Annotated in this window: 17 protein-coding genes and 1 tRNA gene; 13 read left to right on the top strand and 5 right to left on the bottom strand. The window is 68.5% G+C overall.

Annotation, left to right across the window (positions count from 1 at the left end):
• Nucleotides 1–13: 13 nt before the first annotated feature.
• Nucleotides 14–820 (bottom strand): LmeA family phospholipid-binding protein, encoded by an 807-nt coding sequence (locus ACV7NN_RS05135; protein ID WP_463348503.1) that lies wholly within the window; start codon nucleotides 818–820, stop codon nucleotides 14–16.
• A gap of 10 nt (nucleotides 821–830) precedes the next feature.
• A complete protein-coding gene (argS, locus tag ACV7NN_RS05140) occupies nucleotides 831–2,507 on the bottom strand; it encodes an arginine--tRNA ligase (RefSeq protein WP_463348504.1) in 1,677 nt (558 codons plus the stop codon).
• A 179-nt stretch (nucleotides 2,508–2,686) separates the two neighbouring features.
• Between argS and ACV7NN_RS05145 the strand changes: the two genes are divergently transcribed.
• Nucleotides 2,687–3,319, top strand: a complete 633-nt coding sequence (locus tag ACV7NN_RS05145) for an iron ABC transporter ATP-binding protein (protein WP_463348505.1) — start codon at nucleotides 2,687–2,689, stop codon at nucleotides 3,317–3,319.
• 25 nt (nucleotides 3,320–3,344) lie between these two features.
• Nucleotides 3,345–3,417: transfer RNA gene (locus ACV7NN_RS05150), tRNA-Arg, on the top strand.
• 39 nt (nucleotides 3,418–3,456) lie between these two features.
• Here ACV7NN_RS05150 and ACV7NN_RS05155 read toward each other — a convergent pair.
• Together ACV7NN_RS05155 and ACV7NN_RS05160 are read right to left on the bottom strand one after the other, a co-directional pair.
• Entirely contained in the window at nucleotides 3,457–4,293 is an 837-nt protein-coding gene (locus ACV7NN_RS05155; RefSeq protein WP_463348506.1) for a sulfurtransferase, read from the bottom strand.
• 27 nt (nucleotides 4,294–4,320) lie between these two features.
• On the bottom strand, nucleotides 4,321–4,479 hold the full coding sequence (locus ACV7NN_RS05160; protein ID WP_463348507.1) for a DUF1059 domain-containing protein: 159 nt from the start codon (nucleotides 4,477–4,479) through the stop codon (nucleotides 4,321–4,323).
• A gap of 50 nt (nucleotides 4,480–4,529) precedes the next feature.
• Here ACV7NN_RS05160 and ACV7NN_RS05165 point away from each other — a divergent pair, with 50 nt between their 5' ends.
• From ACV7NN_RS05165 to ACV7NN_RS05205, 9 genes are all read left to right on the top strand, one after another.
• Nucleotides 4,530–5,291, top strand: coding sequence for an AfsR/SARP family transcriptional regulator (locus ACV7NN_RS05165; RefSeq protein ID WP_463348508.1), 762 nt, complete (start codon nucleotides 4,530–4,532; stop codon nucleotides 5,289–5,291).
• A gap of 84 nt (nucleotides 5,292–5,375) precedes the next feature.
• A complete protein-coding gene (locus tag ACV7NN_RS05170) occupies nucleotides 5,376–6,368 on the top strand; it encodes an SDR family oxidoreductase (protein WP_463348509.1) in 993 nt (330 codons plus the stop codon).
• Nucleotides 6,369–6,598: 230 nt separating this feature from the next.
• Nucleotides 6,599–7,783 (top strand): ROK family transcriptional regulator, encoded by a 1,185-nt coding sequence (locus tag ACV7NN_RS05175; RefSeq protein WP_463348510.1) that lies wholly within the window; start codon nucleotides 6,599–6,601, stop codon nucleotides 7,781–7,783.
• Between the two features lie 55 nt (nucleotides 7,784–7,838).
• Nucleotides 7,839–9,176, top strand: a complete 1,338-nt coding sequence (locus ACV7NN_RS05180; protein ID WP_463348511.1) for an ABC transporter substrate-binding protein — start codon at nucleotides 7,839–7,841, stop codon at nucleotides 9,174–9,176.
• A gap of 1 nt (nucleotide 9,177) precedes the next feature.
• Nucleotides 9,178–10,158, top strand: a complete 981-nt coding sequence (locus ACV7NN_RS05185; protein WP_463348512.1) for a carbohydrate ABC transporter permease — start codon at nucleotides 9,178–9,180, stop codon at nucleotides 10,156–10,158.
• On the top strand, nucleotides 10,155–11,057 hold the full coding sequence (locus ACV7NN_RS05190) for a carbohydrate ABC transporter permease (RefSeq protein WP_463348513.1): 903 nt from the start codon (nucleotides 10,155–10,157) through the stop codon (nucleotides 11,055–11,057). The genes ACV7NN_RS05185 and ACV7NN_RS05190 overlap by 4 nt, the downstream gene beginning before the upstream one ends.
• Before the next feature lie 2 nt (nucleotides 11,058–11,059).
• Nucleotides 11,060–12,331, top strand: a complete 1,272-nt coding sequence (locus tag ACV7NN_RS05195) for a 6-phospho-beta-glucosidase (protein ID WP_463348514.1) — start codon at nucleotides 11,060–11,062, stop codon at nucleotides 12,329–12,331.
• Complete coding sequence (locus ACV7NN_RS05200; RefSeq protein ID WP_463348515.1) at nucleotides 12,328–13,353, top strand: N-acetylglucosamine kinase; 1,026 nt, start codon at nucleotides 12,328–12,330, stop codon at nucleotides 13,351–13,353. Before ACV7NN_RS05195 ends, ACV7NN_RS05200 begins: the two co-directional genes overlap by 4 nt.
• Nucleotides 13,354–13,457: 104 nt before the next feature.
• The gene (locus ACV7NN_RS05205) at nucleotides 13,458–14,081 is read left to right on the top strand and encodes a protein-L-isoaspartate(D-aspartate) O-methyltransferase (RefSeq protein WP_463348516.1); all 624 of its coding nucleotides are present in this window, start codon (nucleotides 13,458–13,460) and stop codon (nucleotides 14,079–14,081) included.
• Nucleotides 14,082–14,099: 18 nt separating this feature from the next.
• On the opposite strand, the gene ACV7NN_RS05210 is transcribed toward ACV7NN_RS05205, so the two are convergent.
• Nucleotides 14,100–14,846 carry a gamma-glutamyl-gamma-aminobutyrate hydrolase family protein gene (locus tag ACV7NN_RS05210; protein ID WP_463348517.1) on the bottom strand — a complete coding sequence of 249 codons (747 nt, stop codon included), beginning with the start codon at nucleotides 14,844–14,846 and terminating at the stop codon, nucleotides 14,100–14,102.
• Between the two features lie 110 nt (nucleotides 14,847–14,956).
• On the opposite strand from ACV7NN_RS05210, the gene ACV7NN_RS05215 reads away from it, so the two are divergent.
• Entirely contained in the window at nucleotides 14,957–15,604 is a 648-nt protein-coding gene (locus tag ACV7NN_RS05215) for an NADPH-dependent F420 reductase (protein WP_463348518.1), read from the top strand.
• 14 nt (nucleotides 15,605–15,618) lie between these two features.
• The gene (locus ACV7NN_RS05220; protein WP_463348519.1) at nucleotides 15,619–16,479 is read left to right on the top strand and encodes an arginase family protein; all 861 of its coding nucleotides are present in this window, start codon (nucleotides 15,619–15,621) and stop codon (nucleotides 16,477–16,479) included.
• Nucleotides 16,480–16,497 lie beyond the last annotated feature (18 nt).

Raw genomic sequence — 16,497 nt, forward strand, 5'->3', positions numbered from 1 at the left:
CGCTTCGACTTCGTTACGAACAGCTTCCCTTGGTCGCGAGCGTCTCCTGCGAGAGCACCAGGTCGTGAGCGGTCAGGTGGATGGTCGCCGCACCGGGGACGACGGTGACGTCATCGACCTGCACGCCCGCCGGCAGGTATTGCGCGACGCAGACGGAGAGTGGTTTCGAGACGACGGCGCCCAGCAGCTTCGAGAGATCGAGGTTGCCGCCGCCCGCCTTCACCTCGGCCTTCGTCGGCTGCAGGTCGATCGAGTCGCCCGCCGCAGTGGGCTCCACGGTCACGGTGTAGCCGATCGAAAGCCCGAGAACCTTCGTCGTCCCGTCGTACTTCAGCGTGCCGTCGCCGAGTGTGACGTCGCCGGTGGCGCCTGGAAGGCGTAGGAGCGAGTTGATCGACGACTCGCTGATGGTGATCGTGCCCGCGAGGTCGGACACCGGCTTGGTCTGGTCGACAGGCACGCCGTTGGCGACGACGGATGCGGCCAGCGGGACGCCTTCGACCGTCAGCTTGGGCGCATCCAGAGTCACCTGCTCGAACGAGCCGGACAGGTATTGCGCGATGACGGAGGTTCCGCCGATCTCTACGCTGACGTCTCCCTGCACGAAGTCGGGGAAGTTCTGCTCGATCTCCGCTTTGACGCGGCTCTCGGCATAGGCGCGGACCAGTCCGTCCGCGACGAAGAAGAGGATGACGAGGGCGACGACCGAGACCGCCACCCAGATGATCGCCCACATCCCGCGGCGCCGCCTGCGGGGCGTCGGCGGCGGGACGGCGGCGGATGGGACGAGCGGCTCGGTCGGCTGGGTTGCGTCCGTCATCGCTCCATCCTCACATGCGGTCCGGCGCCGACACTCCGAGGAGGCCGAGACCGTTCCGGATCACCTGGCTGGTGGCGTCGTTGAGCCACAGGCGGGTGCGGTGCAGGTCGGTGATGGGTTCGTCGCCCAGAGGGATCACGCGGGTCGCGTCGTACCAGCGGTGGTAGAGCCCGGCGACCTCTTCGATGTAGCGGGCGACCCGGTGCGGCTCGCGCAGCTCGGCGGCCAGCGCGATGACGCGGGGGAACTCCTGGAGGGCTCCAAGGAGGGCCGACTCCGTCTCGTGGGTGAGCAGCTCGGGTGCGAACGCGCTGCGGTCGACGCCCGCCGTCACGGCGTTACGGGCGACCGAACGGGTGCGGGCGTGCGCGTACTGCACGTAGAAGACGGGGTTCTCGTTGGTCCGTTTGCTCAGCAGGTCGAGATCGACGTCCAGCTGCGAATCGCTCGAGGAGCGCACGAGCGCGTACCGGCCCGCATCGACGCCCACGGCGTCCACGAGGTCGTCGAGCGTGACGATGGTGCCTGCACGCTTGCTCATCTTCACCGGCTCACCGTCGCGCACGAGGTTGACCATCTGGCCGATCAGGATCTGCAGGTTGACCCCCGGGGTGTCCCCGAACGCCTCGACCGCGGCCATCAGGCGCCCGACGTAGCCGTGGTGGTCGGCGCCGAGCATGATCAGGTTCTGCTCGAACCCGCGCTCGCGCTTGTTCAGGTAGTAGCCCAGATCACCGGAGATGTACGCGGGCTCCCCGTTGCTGCGGATGATCACGCGGTCGCGGTCGTCGCCGAAGGTGGTCGTGCGCAGCCACACCGCACCGTCTTCTTCGAAGATGTGCCCCTGCTCGCGGAGACGCTCGATGGCCCGCTCGACGGCGCCGGACTCGTGCAGGGAGTCCTCGTGGAAGTACACGTCGAAGTCGACGCCGAACCCGTGGAGCTTCGACTTGATCTCGGCGAACATGAGCTCGGTGCCCATCGAACGGAACACTTCCTGCTGCTGCTCGCGCGACAGGGCGGCGACGTCGCCGTCGTAGCGCTCGACGACCTGCTGGGCGATGTCGCCGATGTATGCGCCCCCGTAGCCGTCCTCCGGCGTCGGCTCGCCGAGGTAGGCGGCGAGGAGGCTGCGGGCGAACCGGTCGATCTGCGAACCGTGGTCGTTGAAGTAGTACTCGCGCGTCACATCCGCGCCCTCTGCGGCGAGGATGCGCGCCAGGCTGTCTCCGACGGCGGCCCAGCGGACGCCGCCCATGTGGATGGGCCCGGTCGGGTTCGCGGAGACGAACTCGAGGTTGATCGGAATGCCCGCGTAGATCGAGCCGTTGCCGAACGCCTCACCGGCGTCGACGATCGTCTTCGCGAGCTGCCCGGCGGCGGCCGCGTCGAGGCGGAAGTTGATGAAGCCGGGGCCGGCGACCTCGGCGGATGCGACACCGTCGATGCCGGCAGCCTTCTCGGCGATCTCGGCAGCCAGTTCGCGCGGGTTCGCACCGAGCGGCTTCGCGATCCGCATCGCGACGTTCGACGCCCAGTCACCGTGCTCGCGGTTCTTCGGGCGCTCGAGCGGGACGTCGGAGATGGTCAGGACGACCGGCGCCGCGTCAGGATCGGCCGCTCGTCGCCGGTCGACGATCGAGGTCACGATGTCGAGCAGGGCGGCGGAGAGGTCGGCTGGAGTCACAGCGAACGATTCTACCGGGCGGCGGCCGAGGGCCGGCCGAGAGTCGGCCGCATCGATTCGGCAACGAAAGCCGGTGCGTGGACGGTTGCACCCATCCGCTCTTGATAAGGTCGCGATGACGCGCGACGGTGCGCGATTCACGACCTTCCGCACATCCGCATCGCACAAGGAAATCCGACATGGCTGAACCGACCCGTAATCGATTCGCAGGTTTCGCGCGCGCAGGCGCGGTCCTCGTGGTCGTGGCCGGCACGATCGCCCTCAGCGCCTGCGCCGGCGACGCCAAGCCCGCGCCGACCGCAACCCAGGCCTCCACGACGGCGCCGTCGACGCCGCCGAGCGCCACCCCGACACCGACTCCGACGCCGTCCGATCCCCCGACGCCGGTCACTCTCACCTGCGACCAGATCGTCTCGGCGAACCAGATGTACGCCTACAACCCGAATTTCGGCGCGGATCCCGGGTACGCCGCCGGCTCCGGCTCCCTGGAGGCGGCGGTCGTCTCGTACAAGGGCGTCGCGTGCGGCTGGCTGAACCAGACCAGCAACGACGTCATCGAGATCGCGGTGGCGAAGCCGCCAGCGAGTGAGCTCGACGGCCTGAAGAACGCCGCTGTGACGAACAGCCAGCCCGTCCCGACCTACGGCGTGCCGCCGCAGGTCGAAGGCTACTTCGCTCTGCGCGGCCCCAAGGGCGAAGTCCAGATCTTCACCGGCACCTATTGGGTTGTAGCGAATTCGCCCGCATTCCAGGAGCCGGGCGACGCGGCACCGCTCATGCAGAACGTGCTGGACAACCTGCCGAAGCAGTGATGCTAACCTAGGTTTCGCACTCCTGGCCCCCATAGCTCAGGGGATAGAGCGTCTGCCTCCGGAGCAGAAGGCCGTAGGTTCAAATCCTACTGGGGGCACATTTTCACACCGCTGGCTCGCACCATCGTCGCGGGAGTTCACATGGCGACGGGATTCGCCGGGTTCTTGCCCCACTCGGCCCAGGATCCGTCGTACAGGCGCACGCCCGGGATCCCGAGCAGTCGGGTGAGGACGAACCACGCTGTGCCGCCTCGGCCGCCCACGGTGCAGTAGGTGATCAGCCGCGTGGCGTCGGCCAGGGCAGGCGCGAAGACGCGCGCGAGTTCGCCCGCATCCCGGTACCGCCCGGCCTCGTCGAACACGCCGTCGAGGCTGATCTGCATCGCGGACGGGATGTGACCGGCGCGACCGCCCGGCTCCATGCCGCCGGATGGCCAGAACTGCAGGCCGTCGAACTCCGGACGGGTGCGCAGGTCGACGATCGTTGTCGAAGGGTCGTCGATCGACGCCGTCATGTCGTCCTGCGTCGCCCGGATGCTCAGATCGAGTCCGGGCATCGGATAGTCGCTCGGCTGCGGTGTCGCGGCGTCCGACGTCCACGCGAGTCCCGCATCCCGGGCGGAGTCGCGCGAGCAGTCCAGGATGCGCACGTCGGCGTGCCGGTAGAGCTTCATCATCCAGAACGCGAGCGCGGGCGCGTAGCCGTAGAAGACGACCGTCGTGTCGGGCGTCAGCCCCGACCGGCGGATCAGGCTCGCAACGGCCGGCTCTTCCACCAGCCCGTAGTCGCCGTCCCGGAAGTCCCGGTAGACGTTCCAGAGAAGGGCGCCACGGATGTGGCCGGCATCGAAGTTCTTCGCGTTCACGTCGACCTCGATCACCTGTACGGACGGATCGTCGAGGCGGCTCGCGAGCCAGTCCGGCGACACGAGCACCTCCGTCCGCGTCATCGTGCTGTTCGCACCTGCTGTCATCGACGACATTGTGGGCCTCCCGGTCTTCTACTCCAATTGGATCCAGCTGAGCAGGTCTTCCTGCCCGACTGATTCATAGAGGGCGGGATGGTCGGACTTCATGTGCGCCCGGATGTCGGCGATCACCTCGGAGTCACTGTCACCTCGGGCGATGTAGCCGCATTCGCAGCGGATGATCCTGGACATCTCGTCCTCCTTGCCTAGGTGTAGTCGGGGACTGTTGACAGAATGTTGGCATGACATTGGCGTCGCGTGAACCGACGCGGATCCAGTTGTGCGGCACGACGATCGTCGAAGCGGACGGCGAACGTCTCGAAGGCAGGATTCCCGGCCGACAGGGGCGCATCCTGTTCGCCTTCCTCGTGCTCAATCGCGACCGTCCGGCGAGCCGCTCCGAGCTCGCCGAAGCCGTGTGGCCGGGAGAATCGTCGCGCGGCGGATCCGAGACGGGGCTGACGCCCCTGATCTCGAAACTCCGGCGGATGCTCGGGGCCGGGCGCGTCGAGGGTCACGCGACCATCCGGCTCGTGCTCGACGCCGATACGCGCGTGGATGTGGAGGACGCAGTGAGCGCCGTCCATCGGGCCGAGTCGCAGCTCGCCCTCGAGGACTTCCCTCGGGCGTGGGCGCCGTCGCTCGTCGCCCTCTTCGTCGCCGAGCGCGAGTTCCTCGCCGGCGAGAGCAATCCGTGGGTGGACGAGCAGCGGCGCTTCATGGCGGGACTCCGGATCCGCGCGCTCGAGGCGTACGCCGCGGCCTGCGCCGGCATGGGCGGGACGGAGCTCCCGGCCGCTGTCCGTGCATCGAGGGAGCTCATCCAGTTCGCTCCGCTCCGTGAGAGCGGGTACCAGGTGCTGATGCGTGCGCTTCGCGACCAGGGCAACCCGGCGGAGGCCCTCGCCGTCTACGCCGGCCTCCGCGAAGTGCTCCGGGATGAGCTCGGTGTCTCCCCCAGCCCGGCCAGCCAGGCCGTCTACGAAGAGCTCATCCGGAGCTGACCCTTCAGCGGCTCACCCAGCCGCGCGGCGCGGGGCTACGCTGATTCGATACCGGGGCGAGCTCACAGAAGGGATCGGAACGCAATGGCTGCGACACGGACACTTTTCATCGGGGGCACCGGAGTGATCAGCTCGGCCTGTGTCGCCCTGGCTGTCGAAAAGGGCCACGAGGTCACTGTGCTCACGCGGGGTCGTCCGACGAACCGGCCGCTCCCTCCGGGCGTCGAGGAACTACACGCGGACATCCGCGATCCGCAGACCGTCCGGGCGGCACTAGGCGAACGCAGCTTCGATGTCGCGGCCGAGTTCCTCGCCTTCACGCCGGAACATATCCGTACCGATCTCGAGCTGTTCGAGGGCCGGGTCGGGCACTACGTCTTCATCAGCTCGGCGTCGGCATACCAGAAACCGCCCGCGCGGGTTCCGGTCGTCGAGTCGACGCCCCTGCGCAACCCGTTCTGGCAGTACTCGAGGGACAAGATCGCCTGCGAGGACCTGCTGGTCGAGGCGTACCGCGAACGCGGTTTCCCTGTCACGATCGTACGGCCATCGCACACCTATGACAGGACCCTGATCCCCACGAGCGGCGGCTGGACGGATCTGGAGCGCATGCGGCGCGGGGCGCCGGTCATCGTGCACGGCGACGGGACGAGCCTGTGGACGATCACCCACAACACGGATTTCGCGGTCGCCTTCGTCGGGCTCCTCGGGCGTCCGGAGGCGGTGGGCGACTCCTTCCACATCACGTCGGATGAGGCGCCGACCTGGGACCAGATCTACTGCTGGCTCGCCGAGGGACTGGGGGTTGAGGCCGACCTCGTGCACGTCGCATCGGAGACGATCGCGGCAGTGGTGCCGGAACTCGGACCGGGTCTCGTCGGAGACAAGGCGCACTCCATGCTGTTCGACAACACGAAGGTGAAGGCGCTCGTGCCGGAGTTCCAGACCCGCGTCAGCTTCGCGCACGGAGCCGGGGAGATCGTCGACTGGCACCTGGCGGACCCGGCGCGGCAGCGCGTCGACCGCGACCTGGACGCGGCGTTCGACCGGCTCGCCGACCTCGCCCGCTCGGTCTGACCGATCGCGCCGGATGGGCGGCGTCAGCAATTCAGGAGATCTGCGCGCGTCGGCGGCTCGGCCGCGCATCCGACCAGGGGTTTGCCTTCGTAAGGAGCCCGCCCGCCACATCCGTCACACCAACTCCTGTTTTGTGAATGCTGACGTTCAGTCGAAACGATCTCTTACTATTAAGAAACTTTCCTGATACATTCTGACCAGAATCGTTCCAAGGAAGGGATGTGCGCCGCGTGACACCGAAACCGGTTCCGGGAACGCCCTCGTGGCTCCGAGAGACGAACGACCGCACAGCCCTCGCGCTCCTTCTCGAGCACGGGGTGCTCACCCGCACCCGGATCGGCGAACTCTCCGGCCTCTCCAAGCCCACCGCGGCCCAGATGGTCGCCCGCCTCGAGACCGCCGGGCTCATCCACGCCGTCGGCGAAGTCTCGGCAGGACGCGGCCCGAACGCGGCCAGCTACGCGGTGCGTGCCGACCGGGTGCTCGGTGTCGCCGTCGACATCAACTACCAGGTCATGCGTGCGACCGTCGTGGACGCGAGCGGCCGCGAGCATCCGACGGTCACAGTCACCCTGTCGCGCTCCGCCCGGGACCGTTCCGCGGAGACGGATGTGCGGACCGCCATCGACGCGGCCTGCGAAGCCGCCCGGGTGTCAGCGGATGCAGTGCGCGCCGTCGCCGTCGGCGTGCAGGGCGCCCTCGATCCGCGCACCGACGAGCTGAGCTTCGTCGAGACGCTGCCCGGATGGCCGCGCAAGGGCATCCGGCGCCACCTCGAAGACGCGCTCGGCATCAGCATCCACATCGACAACGACGTGAACCTCGCCGCCATCGCGGAACGCTCGGGGGGGGCCGGCGAGGACGCCGGCGGCTTCGTCCTCCTCTGGATGGGCGACGGCCTGGGCCTGTCGGTCGACCAGGGCGGAGTACTGCACCGCGGTGCATCCGGCGGCGCGGGCGAGATCGGCTACCTGCCCATCCCGAAGTCGGCTGCGGCACTCGACCCCCACGCCTCGGACCTGCAGGGCCTGATCGGCGGAACGAGCGTGGCACGCATCGCGCGGTCGCACGGGATCCGCGGGCGCAGCTACGGCACCCTCGTCGAGGCGCTCGCCACCTCGCCACAGCGGGATGCGGTGCTCCAGGACCTCGCACCCCGCATCGCCGCCGGGATCATCCCGGTCCTGGCGATCCTCGACCCCGAACTGGTCGTGCTCGGCGGTCCCACCGGGCGCGCCGGCGGCGATCGCCTCGCCGAACTCGTCGGTCAGCAGGTGCGGCGGGCCACGCGCTGGACCGCGACCATCGTGTCGACCGACGTGGCCGAGCATCCGGTACTCCGCGGAGCACGCGAGTACCTGCTCACCGAAGTCCGCAACACGCTCTTCTCCGAGGTCAGCCGCATCACCGCCTGACTCTCCCCCTGCCCCAGACCCAATGCACCCCATCAAGAACAGTGAGGAAGACACAGTGAAGTCTCGTTCCCGCCACCTCATCGCTGCCGTCGCGGTCACCGCGGCCGCAGCGCTGAGCCTCGCCGGTTGTTCCGGCGGAGGAAGCAGCACCGCCTTCCAGACGACGGCCCCGTCCGATCTCTCCGGCACCGTCTCGTTCTGGCACTTCTTCTCCGACCGGGAGGCGAAGGTCATCCAGTCGGTCGTCGACGACTTCGAGAAGAAGTACCCGAAGATCAAGGTCGAGGTCCACGCGGGCCAGGACGACGAGAAACTCCGCAAGGCGATCGCGACCGGAAGCAAGGTCGACGTCGGGCTCTCGTATTCGACCGACATCGTCGGCAACTTCTGCTCCACCGGCGCCTTTCGCAGCCTCAACAGTGTGATCGAGCGCGACAAGGTCGACATGAGCCAGTTCTCGCCGACGGTGAAGAGCTACACCGAGTACAAAGGCAACCGCTGCTCGATGCCCATGCTCGCCGACGTCTACGGCCTCTACTACAACAAGGACCTTCTGACCGCCGCCGGGTACACAGCTCCGCCGAAGACGCTCTCCGAGCTGGAGAAGATGGCCGAGAAGCTGACGACCTACAACTCCGACGGCTCGCTCAAGACCCTCGGATTCAACCCGACGATGGGCTGGTACGAGAACGCGGCGGCGCACTACGGTCCCGCGGCCGGCGCCGAATGGCTGAAGGCCGATGGTACCAGCGCGATCAGCTCATCGCCGGGCTGGACCGAGCTGATCAACTGGCAGAAGGCCTTCGTCGACAAGATCGGCTGGGACAAGCTGAACACGTTCACCTCCGGCCTCGGCCAGGAGTTCTCGGCCGACAACGCCTTCCAGAAGGGCAAGGTCGCCATGAATATGGACGGGGAGTACCGCACAGCGTTCATCGCCGACCAGGCGAAGGACCTCAACTACGGCACGGCGCCGTTCCCGACGGCCGACGACCACACCGACCTGTACGGCGGCGGATATATGACAGGGAACATCATCGGCATCTCCAAGGGATCGAAGAACCCTGAACTGGCGTGGGCGCTCCTGAAGTACCTGACGACCGACACGGGGGCTGTGGTCAAGCTCGCGAACGGGCTCAAGAACGTGCCGACGACGACCGACGCGCTCAACTCCCCCGACCTCGAGGTGTCCGACCAGTACAAGACATTCCTGGACGTCGCGGCGAACAAGAACGTCTCCACCACACCGGCCAGTCCGCTCGGTGCCGGCTACCAGCAGTCCTTCCAGGACTGGTGGAACAAGTACCAGAGCGAGGGCGGCGACGTGCAGGCCGGTCTGAAGAGCGTCGACAAGCAGATCAACGACGCGCTGGCGCTCGTCTCGGGTCCGTGACGTGACCTCGACCACCACAAGCGAGGGGCGGACGGCGACCGCCGGCCGCTCCTCGCGGGCGAGCAGGAAGCGCAAGCTCGCGACACTCGCGCTCCTGAGCCCAGCGCTCCTGGGTCTGGTGATCTTCTTCGTCTACCCGCTGATCGCATCCGTCTACTACTCGTTCACCCGGTTCGACCTCGTGTCGCCGCCGCAGTGGATCGGTCTGCGCAACTACGTCTACCTGTTCACGCAGGACCCGAACGTGTGGACGGCGACCGTCAACACGCTCTGGTTCATCGTGTTCTGGGTGCCGGCGAAGCTGGTCTTCGCGCTGCTGATCGCGGGGCTCCTCGCTCGCGCCAAGAAGGCGTCGGGTGTCTGGCGGACGATCTTCTACCTTCCGGCCCTCGTGCCTCCGGTCGCCAGCGTCGTCGCGTTCGTGTTCCTGTTCAACCCGGGGACCGGACCGGTGAACCAGATCCTCAAAGTGTTCGGCATCCAGGGACCGCTGTGGTTCAACGACCCCGCGTGGTCCAAGCCGTCGCTGACCCTTCTGGGCATCTGGGTCATGGGCGACATCATGATCATCTTCCTCGCGGCGTTGCTCGACGTGCCCCGGGAGCAGTACGAGGCGGCGTCGCTCGACGGCGCGAACGGAGTGCAACAGGTGCGCTACGTCACGATGCCGAGCATCTCGCCCGTGCTGCTCTTCGCTCTGGTGACCGGGGTGATCGCCGCGGTTCAGTACTTCACGGAGGCGGCCGTCGCCTCCGGGGTCGCCTCCGGCAAGGCGGTGGTCGGTGAGGGGATCGGCACCAACATCGGCTACCCGGACCAGTCCCTCCTCACCTACACGCAATGGCTGTACGTGCGCGGCTTCAGTACGTACCAGCTCGGCTACGCCTCCGCCCTCGCGGTGATCCTGTTCCTCGTGTCGAGCCTGATCCTCATCCTCCTTCTCCGCCGTTTCAAGGCGTTCACCCCGGAAGGCGCCCAATGACCTCCGCCACTCTCACCGAGCGGCCCGCGCCGCCACCGCCCGCGCCCGCTCCGAAGCGCCGCACGCCGCCCTTGCGCGGCCGGCGGCTGCTGGGCTGGATCGCCGAGCACACGGTGCTGGTGGCTCTGGCCGTGGTCTTCATCGCTCCGGTCGTCTTCGTCGTGCTCACGTCGCTGATGTCGAGCGACCAGACCCTCACCGCATCCCTCTGGCCGCAGCCGTTCGTCTGGAGCAACTACCTCACGGTGTTCCAGACGGTCCCGCTCCTCCAATGGTTCGGCAACTCCGCCCTCTACGCCGTGCTCGCGACCGCGTTCATGCTGCTCTCCTCGGTCCCCGCCGCCTACGCGCTCGCCAAGATCAAGTTCCGCGGTGCGAATGTGCTGTTCACCGCGATCATCATCGCGATGCTTCTTCCGCCGCAGGTCACGGCCATCCCGATCTACGTGATGTGGTCCCAGCTGAACCTGACCGGAACCCTCTGGCCGCTCATCCTGCCGAACCTCCTCGGGGACGCGTTCTCGATCTTCCTGCTGCGCCAGTTCTTCCTGACGATCCCCAGCGAGTACGCGGATGCGGCGCGCATCGACGGTTGCGGCGAGTTCGGGGTGCTGTGGCGGGTGATCATCCCGATGGCGAAGCCGGGTATCGCCGCCACCGCGATCTTCATGTTCTTCAACTCGTGGAACGACTACTACGGCCCCTTGCTGTACACCTCGGAGAACGCCGACAACTGGCCGGTCGCCTACGGGCTCGCGTCGTTCCGCGGTGTCCACGGCACGGACTGGGGACTCACGATGACGATGACGATCCTCGTAACGGTCCCGGTCGTGATCATCTTCTTCTTCGCCCAGCGCGTGTTCGTCGAAGGCATCACACTCACCGGCGTGAAGGGATAGCCGTGAAACTCACTGTGGTCGGTGGAGGCTCCACCTACACCCCCGAGCTCATCGACGGGTTCGCCCGCATGCGCGATCTGCTGCCCATCGAGGAGCTGTGGCTGGTCGACACCGACCCCGAGCGCCTGCGACTGGTCGGCGGCATGAGCGAACGGATGTTCCGCGCGGCCGGGCACACCGGGCGGATCGTCGCGACGTCCGATCTGGTGGCCGGCGTGTCCGATGCGGATGCGGTGCTCATCCAGCTGCGTGTCGGCGGCCAGGCCGCGCGGCACGGTGACGAGACGTTCCCCCACGAGTGCGGCTGCATCGGCCAGGAGACCACGGGCGCCGGTGGCTTCGCCAAGGCGCTGCGCACCGTTCCTGTGGTGCTCCGGGTGGCCGAGGCGGTGCGCGCGCACGCGAAACCGGATGCGTGGATCGTCGACTTCACGAACCCGGTCGGCATCGTCACGCGCGCCCTCCTGCAGGAGGGGCATCGCGCGGTCGGTCTGTGCAACGTCGCCATCGGGTTCCAGCGCCGGTTCGCCGCGCTGTTCGGGGTCGACCACACGGCCGTCACGCTCGGGCACGTCGGCCTCAACCACCTGACCTGGGAGCGCGCGGTCTTCGTGACGGACGAGCGCGGAACCCGCGACGCTCTGCCCGAACTGCTCGCGGCCCACCTCGACCGGCTGGCCGAGGAGATCGAGCTTCCCGCCTCCCTCATCGCCCTGCTCGGCAGCGTGCCGTCGTACTACCTGCGGTATTACTACGCGCACGACGAGGTGCTGCGCGAGCAACTCGGCGCCCCGACCAGGGCGGAGGCCGTGCAGGAGGTCGAGCGCGCGCTCCTCGAGCTGTACGCCGACCCCTCGGTGGATACGAAACCGGATGTGCTGGCCAAGCGCGGCGGCGCGTTCTACTCTGAGGCAGCAGTGGACCTGATCGCCTCCCTGACCTCGAATCGACGTGACACGCAGATCGTGAACCTGCGGAACGGCGGTACCCTGCCGTTCCTTCCCGACGACCACGTGATCGAAGTGCCGGCCGTGGTCGGCGAGCACGGGCTCACCGCTCTCCCGGTCGACCCCTTGCCCGCGGACATCGCGGGGCTCGTCTCCCATGTCGCCGGCTACGAGCGCCTCGCCCTCGATGCGGCGGTGCACGGAGGTCGCGACCGCGTCGTGCGCGCGCTGCTCGCGCATCCGCTGGTCGGACAGTACGACAAGGCCGAGAAGCTCGCCGACCTGCTGCTCGCACGCAATCGGGAGCACCTGGCGTGGGCGCGATGAGCGTCGCCGACCCCGAGGACGGCGTCGTCCTCGCCGTCGACGGCGGCGGCTCCAAGACGGATGCTGTCGCCCTCGACCTGGCGGGCCACGTGCTCGCGACGGCGCGGGCGGCGACCTCCAGCCCGCACATCATCGGGTTGGAGGCGACGATCGCCCTCATCGACGACCTGGTCGGGGAGATCACAGCCCAGCTCGGCGGCCGCCCGATCGTGCAGGCGAACATCTACCTCTCCGGGCTCGACCTGCCGGCGGAAGTGGTCTCGTTCTCCCGATCGATCAGCGGGTTCGCCTGGGCGTCCGGGGTGACCGGCCGCGCGGCCATCGTCGACAACGACCTGTTCGCGCTGCTGCGCGCAGGAACGAGCGAGGCGGATGCGGTGGCCGTCGTCTGCGGGACCGGCATCAACTGCGTCGGTGTCCGCGCGGACGGAGCGGTGGTCCGCTACGCGTCGCTCGGGATGATCTCCGGCGACTGGGGCGGCGGCTGGCACCTGGGCGAGAACGCGCTCTGGCATGCGGCGCGAGCCGTCGACGGGCGGGGACCGGTGACCGTCCTGGTCGACGCCGTGCCCGACGTGTTCGGCCTCCCCGACGTCCAGGCGGTGATCGAGGCGATGCATTTCGGACGGCTGGCGAACGCCGAACTCTCGGCTCTGAGCCCGGCGGTGTTCCGTGCCGCACAGGAGGGGGACGCCGTGGCGGCAGGTCTCGTCGACCGCCAGGCGGAGGAGATCGTGACCTTCGCCGAGACGACGCTGCGCAAGCTCGACCTGCTCGAGAGGCCGACCCCGCTGGTGCTGGGCGGCGGCGTCATCGGCGCCCGCGACGAACGGCTCCTGTCCGCGATCGACCGCGGACTCGCCGCACGTGCTCCCCTCGCCCACGTCGAGCTGGTGACGGCAGCGCCGATCCTGGGTGCCGGGCTGCTCGCCCTCGAGGCGGTCGGAGCCGGGCGGGATGCGCTGGAGACCGCGCGGGCCGAGCTCTCCTCCCGGCAGGCGTCGTTCTCCATCGCGGGCTGACCGACTCCTGTCCGACCACTTCTCGCACCTTTCGCCGTGCGCGACCCAGTGGTCTAATCGGAACGAGGGAGGATCTCACGGCATACGACGACGCCAGGCGCCGGATGGTTCAGCGCCAGCTCATCCCGCGTGGAATCAGGGACCCGCGGGTCCTCGATGCGATGGCCCGCGTGCCCAGGCACGAATTCGTCCCGCTGGACATCGTCGAGTACGCCTATGACGACCGGCCGCTGCCGCTGAGCGACGGCCAGACCATCTCGCAGCCGTACATCGTCGCCCTGATGGTCGAGAGCGCCCGGATCGGACCGGATGATGTGGTGCTCGATGTCGGGACGGGATCCGGCTATGCGGCTGCCGTTGCTGCCGAGCTCGCCGACCGCGTCGTCAGCATCGAACGCCAGGCGCGCCTCGCGGCCAGCGCGGCCACCCGCCTCCACGACCTCGGCTACCGGGTCGACGTGATCGAAGGCGATGGTTCGCTGGGCTGGCCGGACGGCGCCCCGTACGACGCCGTCCTCGCCGCCGCCACCGGGCCGTCCGTGCCGGACGCCTGGGTGGAGCAGCTCGCGCCCGGCGGGCGGATCGTCATGCCCATCGGCTCACCGCGGGGATCGCAGCACCTGGCGGCGTTCACCCTCGACCCGCACGGCCGCCTGCGCGAGGAGAATCTCGGAGCGGTCAGCTTCGTGCCACTCCTTGGCGCACAGGCGTGGCCCGTCGAGGACTGAGGGGGCGCCGGGCCGAGGTCAGGCTGCGGCGCGCACCGCGACCGGCGCACGGTCGAGGGATGCGAGCAGCGCCGCGAGCTGGCCGCCCGGCGCACCCGGGTCTTCCGGATGCCACTGCACCCCGAGGATCGGCGCCGTCTCGTGCTCGATCGCCTCGATCTCTCCCTCGGGCGTGCGGCCGACGGCGACGAGGCCCTCGCCGAGGGAGGCCACCGCCTGGTGATGCGCACTCTGCACACGCACCGCGTCTGCGCCGAGCAGAGAGACGAGTCCGCTGTCGGCGGTGATGTCGACGGTGTGCGACGCCATGATCCGCTCGATCGGAGCGCCGTGGTTCTTGTGCACCGTCGAATCGCCGAGGTGCTGCACGATCGTCCCGCCGAGGGCGACGTTGATGATCTGGTGGCCGCGGCAGATGCCGAGGAGCGGCGTTCCACGGTCGAGCGCGCGGTGCACCAGGGCGATCTGGCCTTCGTCGGCGGACGGGAAGTGCGCGCTCTCGCCCTCGTAGCCGGTCTCGGCGCCGTAGAACTCCGGTGCGATGTCCTCGCCGCCCATGATCACGACCGCGTCGGCTGAGTCGGTCTGCGCCAGCAGCGACGCCGGGCCGAGGTCGGCCGCTGCGACGCGGTCGACGTTCCAGCCGAGCTCTTCGGCGAGTGCGATGGTCCGGCCGATGAGAATCTGCACGTAGTCGTGGTAGGCGGGATCGTGTGCCCGGAAACGCGTGACCTCGACGACGGCGAGGGAGCGGGATGCGGGCATGACATCCAGTGTGCCCGGGGCGCGCCGGCCGTGCATCCGTTCTGTAACACCCCGAAACACACTCGGCCGGAAGCGAAATACCGCGAGGCCGACCGTCGTTGCACTCGAACATGACAACACTTGGATTGATCGGCGCAGGACACATCGGCAGCCAGCTCGCCCGCCTCGGAGTCGCACACGGCTACACCGTCATCGTGAGCAACTCGCGGGGGCCGGAGACCCTCACCGAGCTCGTCGGCGAGCTGGGGCCGTCGGCTCGCGCGGCGACGGTCGCGGACGCTGCGCGGGCGTCCGACCTGATCGTCGTGACCATGCCGCTCAAGAACATCGGGTCGCTTCCGGCGGAGGCGTTCGACGGCAAGACCGTGATCGACACCAACAACTACTACCCGCAGCGGGACGGACAGATCGCCGCCCTCGACGACGAGACCACGACGGTATCGGAGCTGCTGCAGAAGCAGTTGCCCTCCGCGCACATCGTGAAGGCGTTCAACAACATCTTCGCTTCCGCGCTCACCGCGGACGGCCTTCCCGCCGGCTCCCCTGGCCGGCGAGCGCTGGCCATCGCGGGTGACGACGCTGACGCCAAAGCCGCGGCCGCCGCTTTCATCGACAGCATCGGGTTCGATGTCGTGGACGCGGGCCCGCTCGCCGAAGGCTGGCGCTACCAGCGCGACACCCCGGCCTACGGTCCGCGGCTCACCGAAGCGGAACTGCGCACAGCCCTCGCATCCGCTGAGCGCTACCGCGACATGTAGGGCAGACTGGGTCCGTGGCTGCACGCTTCCTGGTGATACCCCAATGGCAAGGCTCGGGTTCGTCGCGCGCGATGCGCCTGATCGACGGAACGGAGGCGATCCAGGGCGACCTTCCGGCGTCGGCCACCCACGTCGTCGAGGTGCCGATGGAGGCCGGTGAGTCTCTCGAGACCGGTGTGGACCGGTTCTCGGCCCTTCACGCGATCCGCGAGTCCGCCCTCGGGGAATTGCGGGCGCTTGAGGCTCCGGTGATCACCATCGGCGGCGACTGCGGCGCCGACCTGGCCGGCGTGCAGCACGTCGTGGCCTCCAGGCCCGCGGGCGAGGTGGCGCTCATCTGGTTCGACGCGCATGGCGACCTCAACAATGCGGAGACGTCTCCGTCTGGCGCCTTCCACGGCATGGTCCTGCGAGCGCTCCTCGGCGACGGGCCAGAGGGCCTCGCGTCGACCGGAGCGGAAGTGCTGTCCCCGTCGAACGTGATCCTCGCCGGAACGCGGGCACTCGACGACGGCGAGAGCGCATACGTCGACTCCGCAGGCATCCGCGTGCTCGGCGTCGAGGAGCTGGCCGATTCCGAGGCCGTCATCGCCGCGATCGAGGCGACCGGCGCATCCGCCGTCTACCTCCATGTCGATCTCGACGTGCTCGATCCGGCGACCGTCTCCGGTATCGGGTTCCCCGAGCCGTTCGGCGTGCAGCCGGAGCAGCTCTGCGACCTCATCCGCGCCGTACGCGGCCGCTTCGAACTGGCGGGTGCCGCCCTCACCGAGTTCGCGCCGGAGTCGGTCGACGCTGCCTCGGCCGACCTCGCTGTCATCCTGCGGGTGCTCGGCGCGCTGACCGCACCGCTGCCATCGAACACGGCCGGATGATCGCTGCGGCGGGCGGCG

The sequence above is a fragment of the Leifsonia sp. Ger2509 genome (assembly GCF_055231915.1).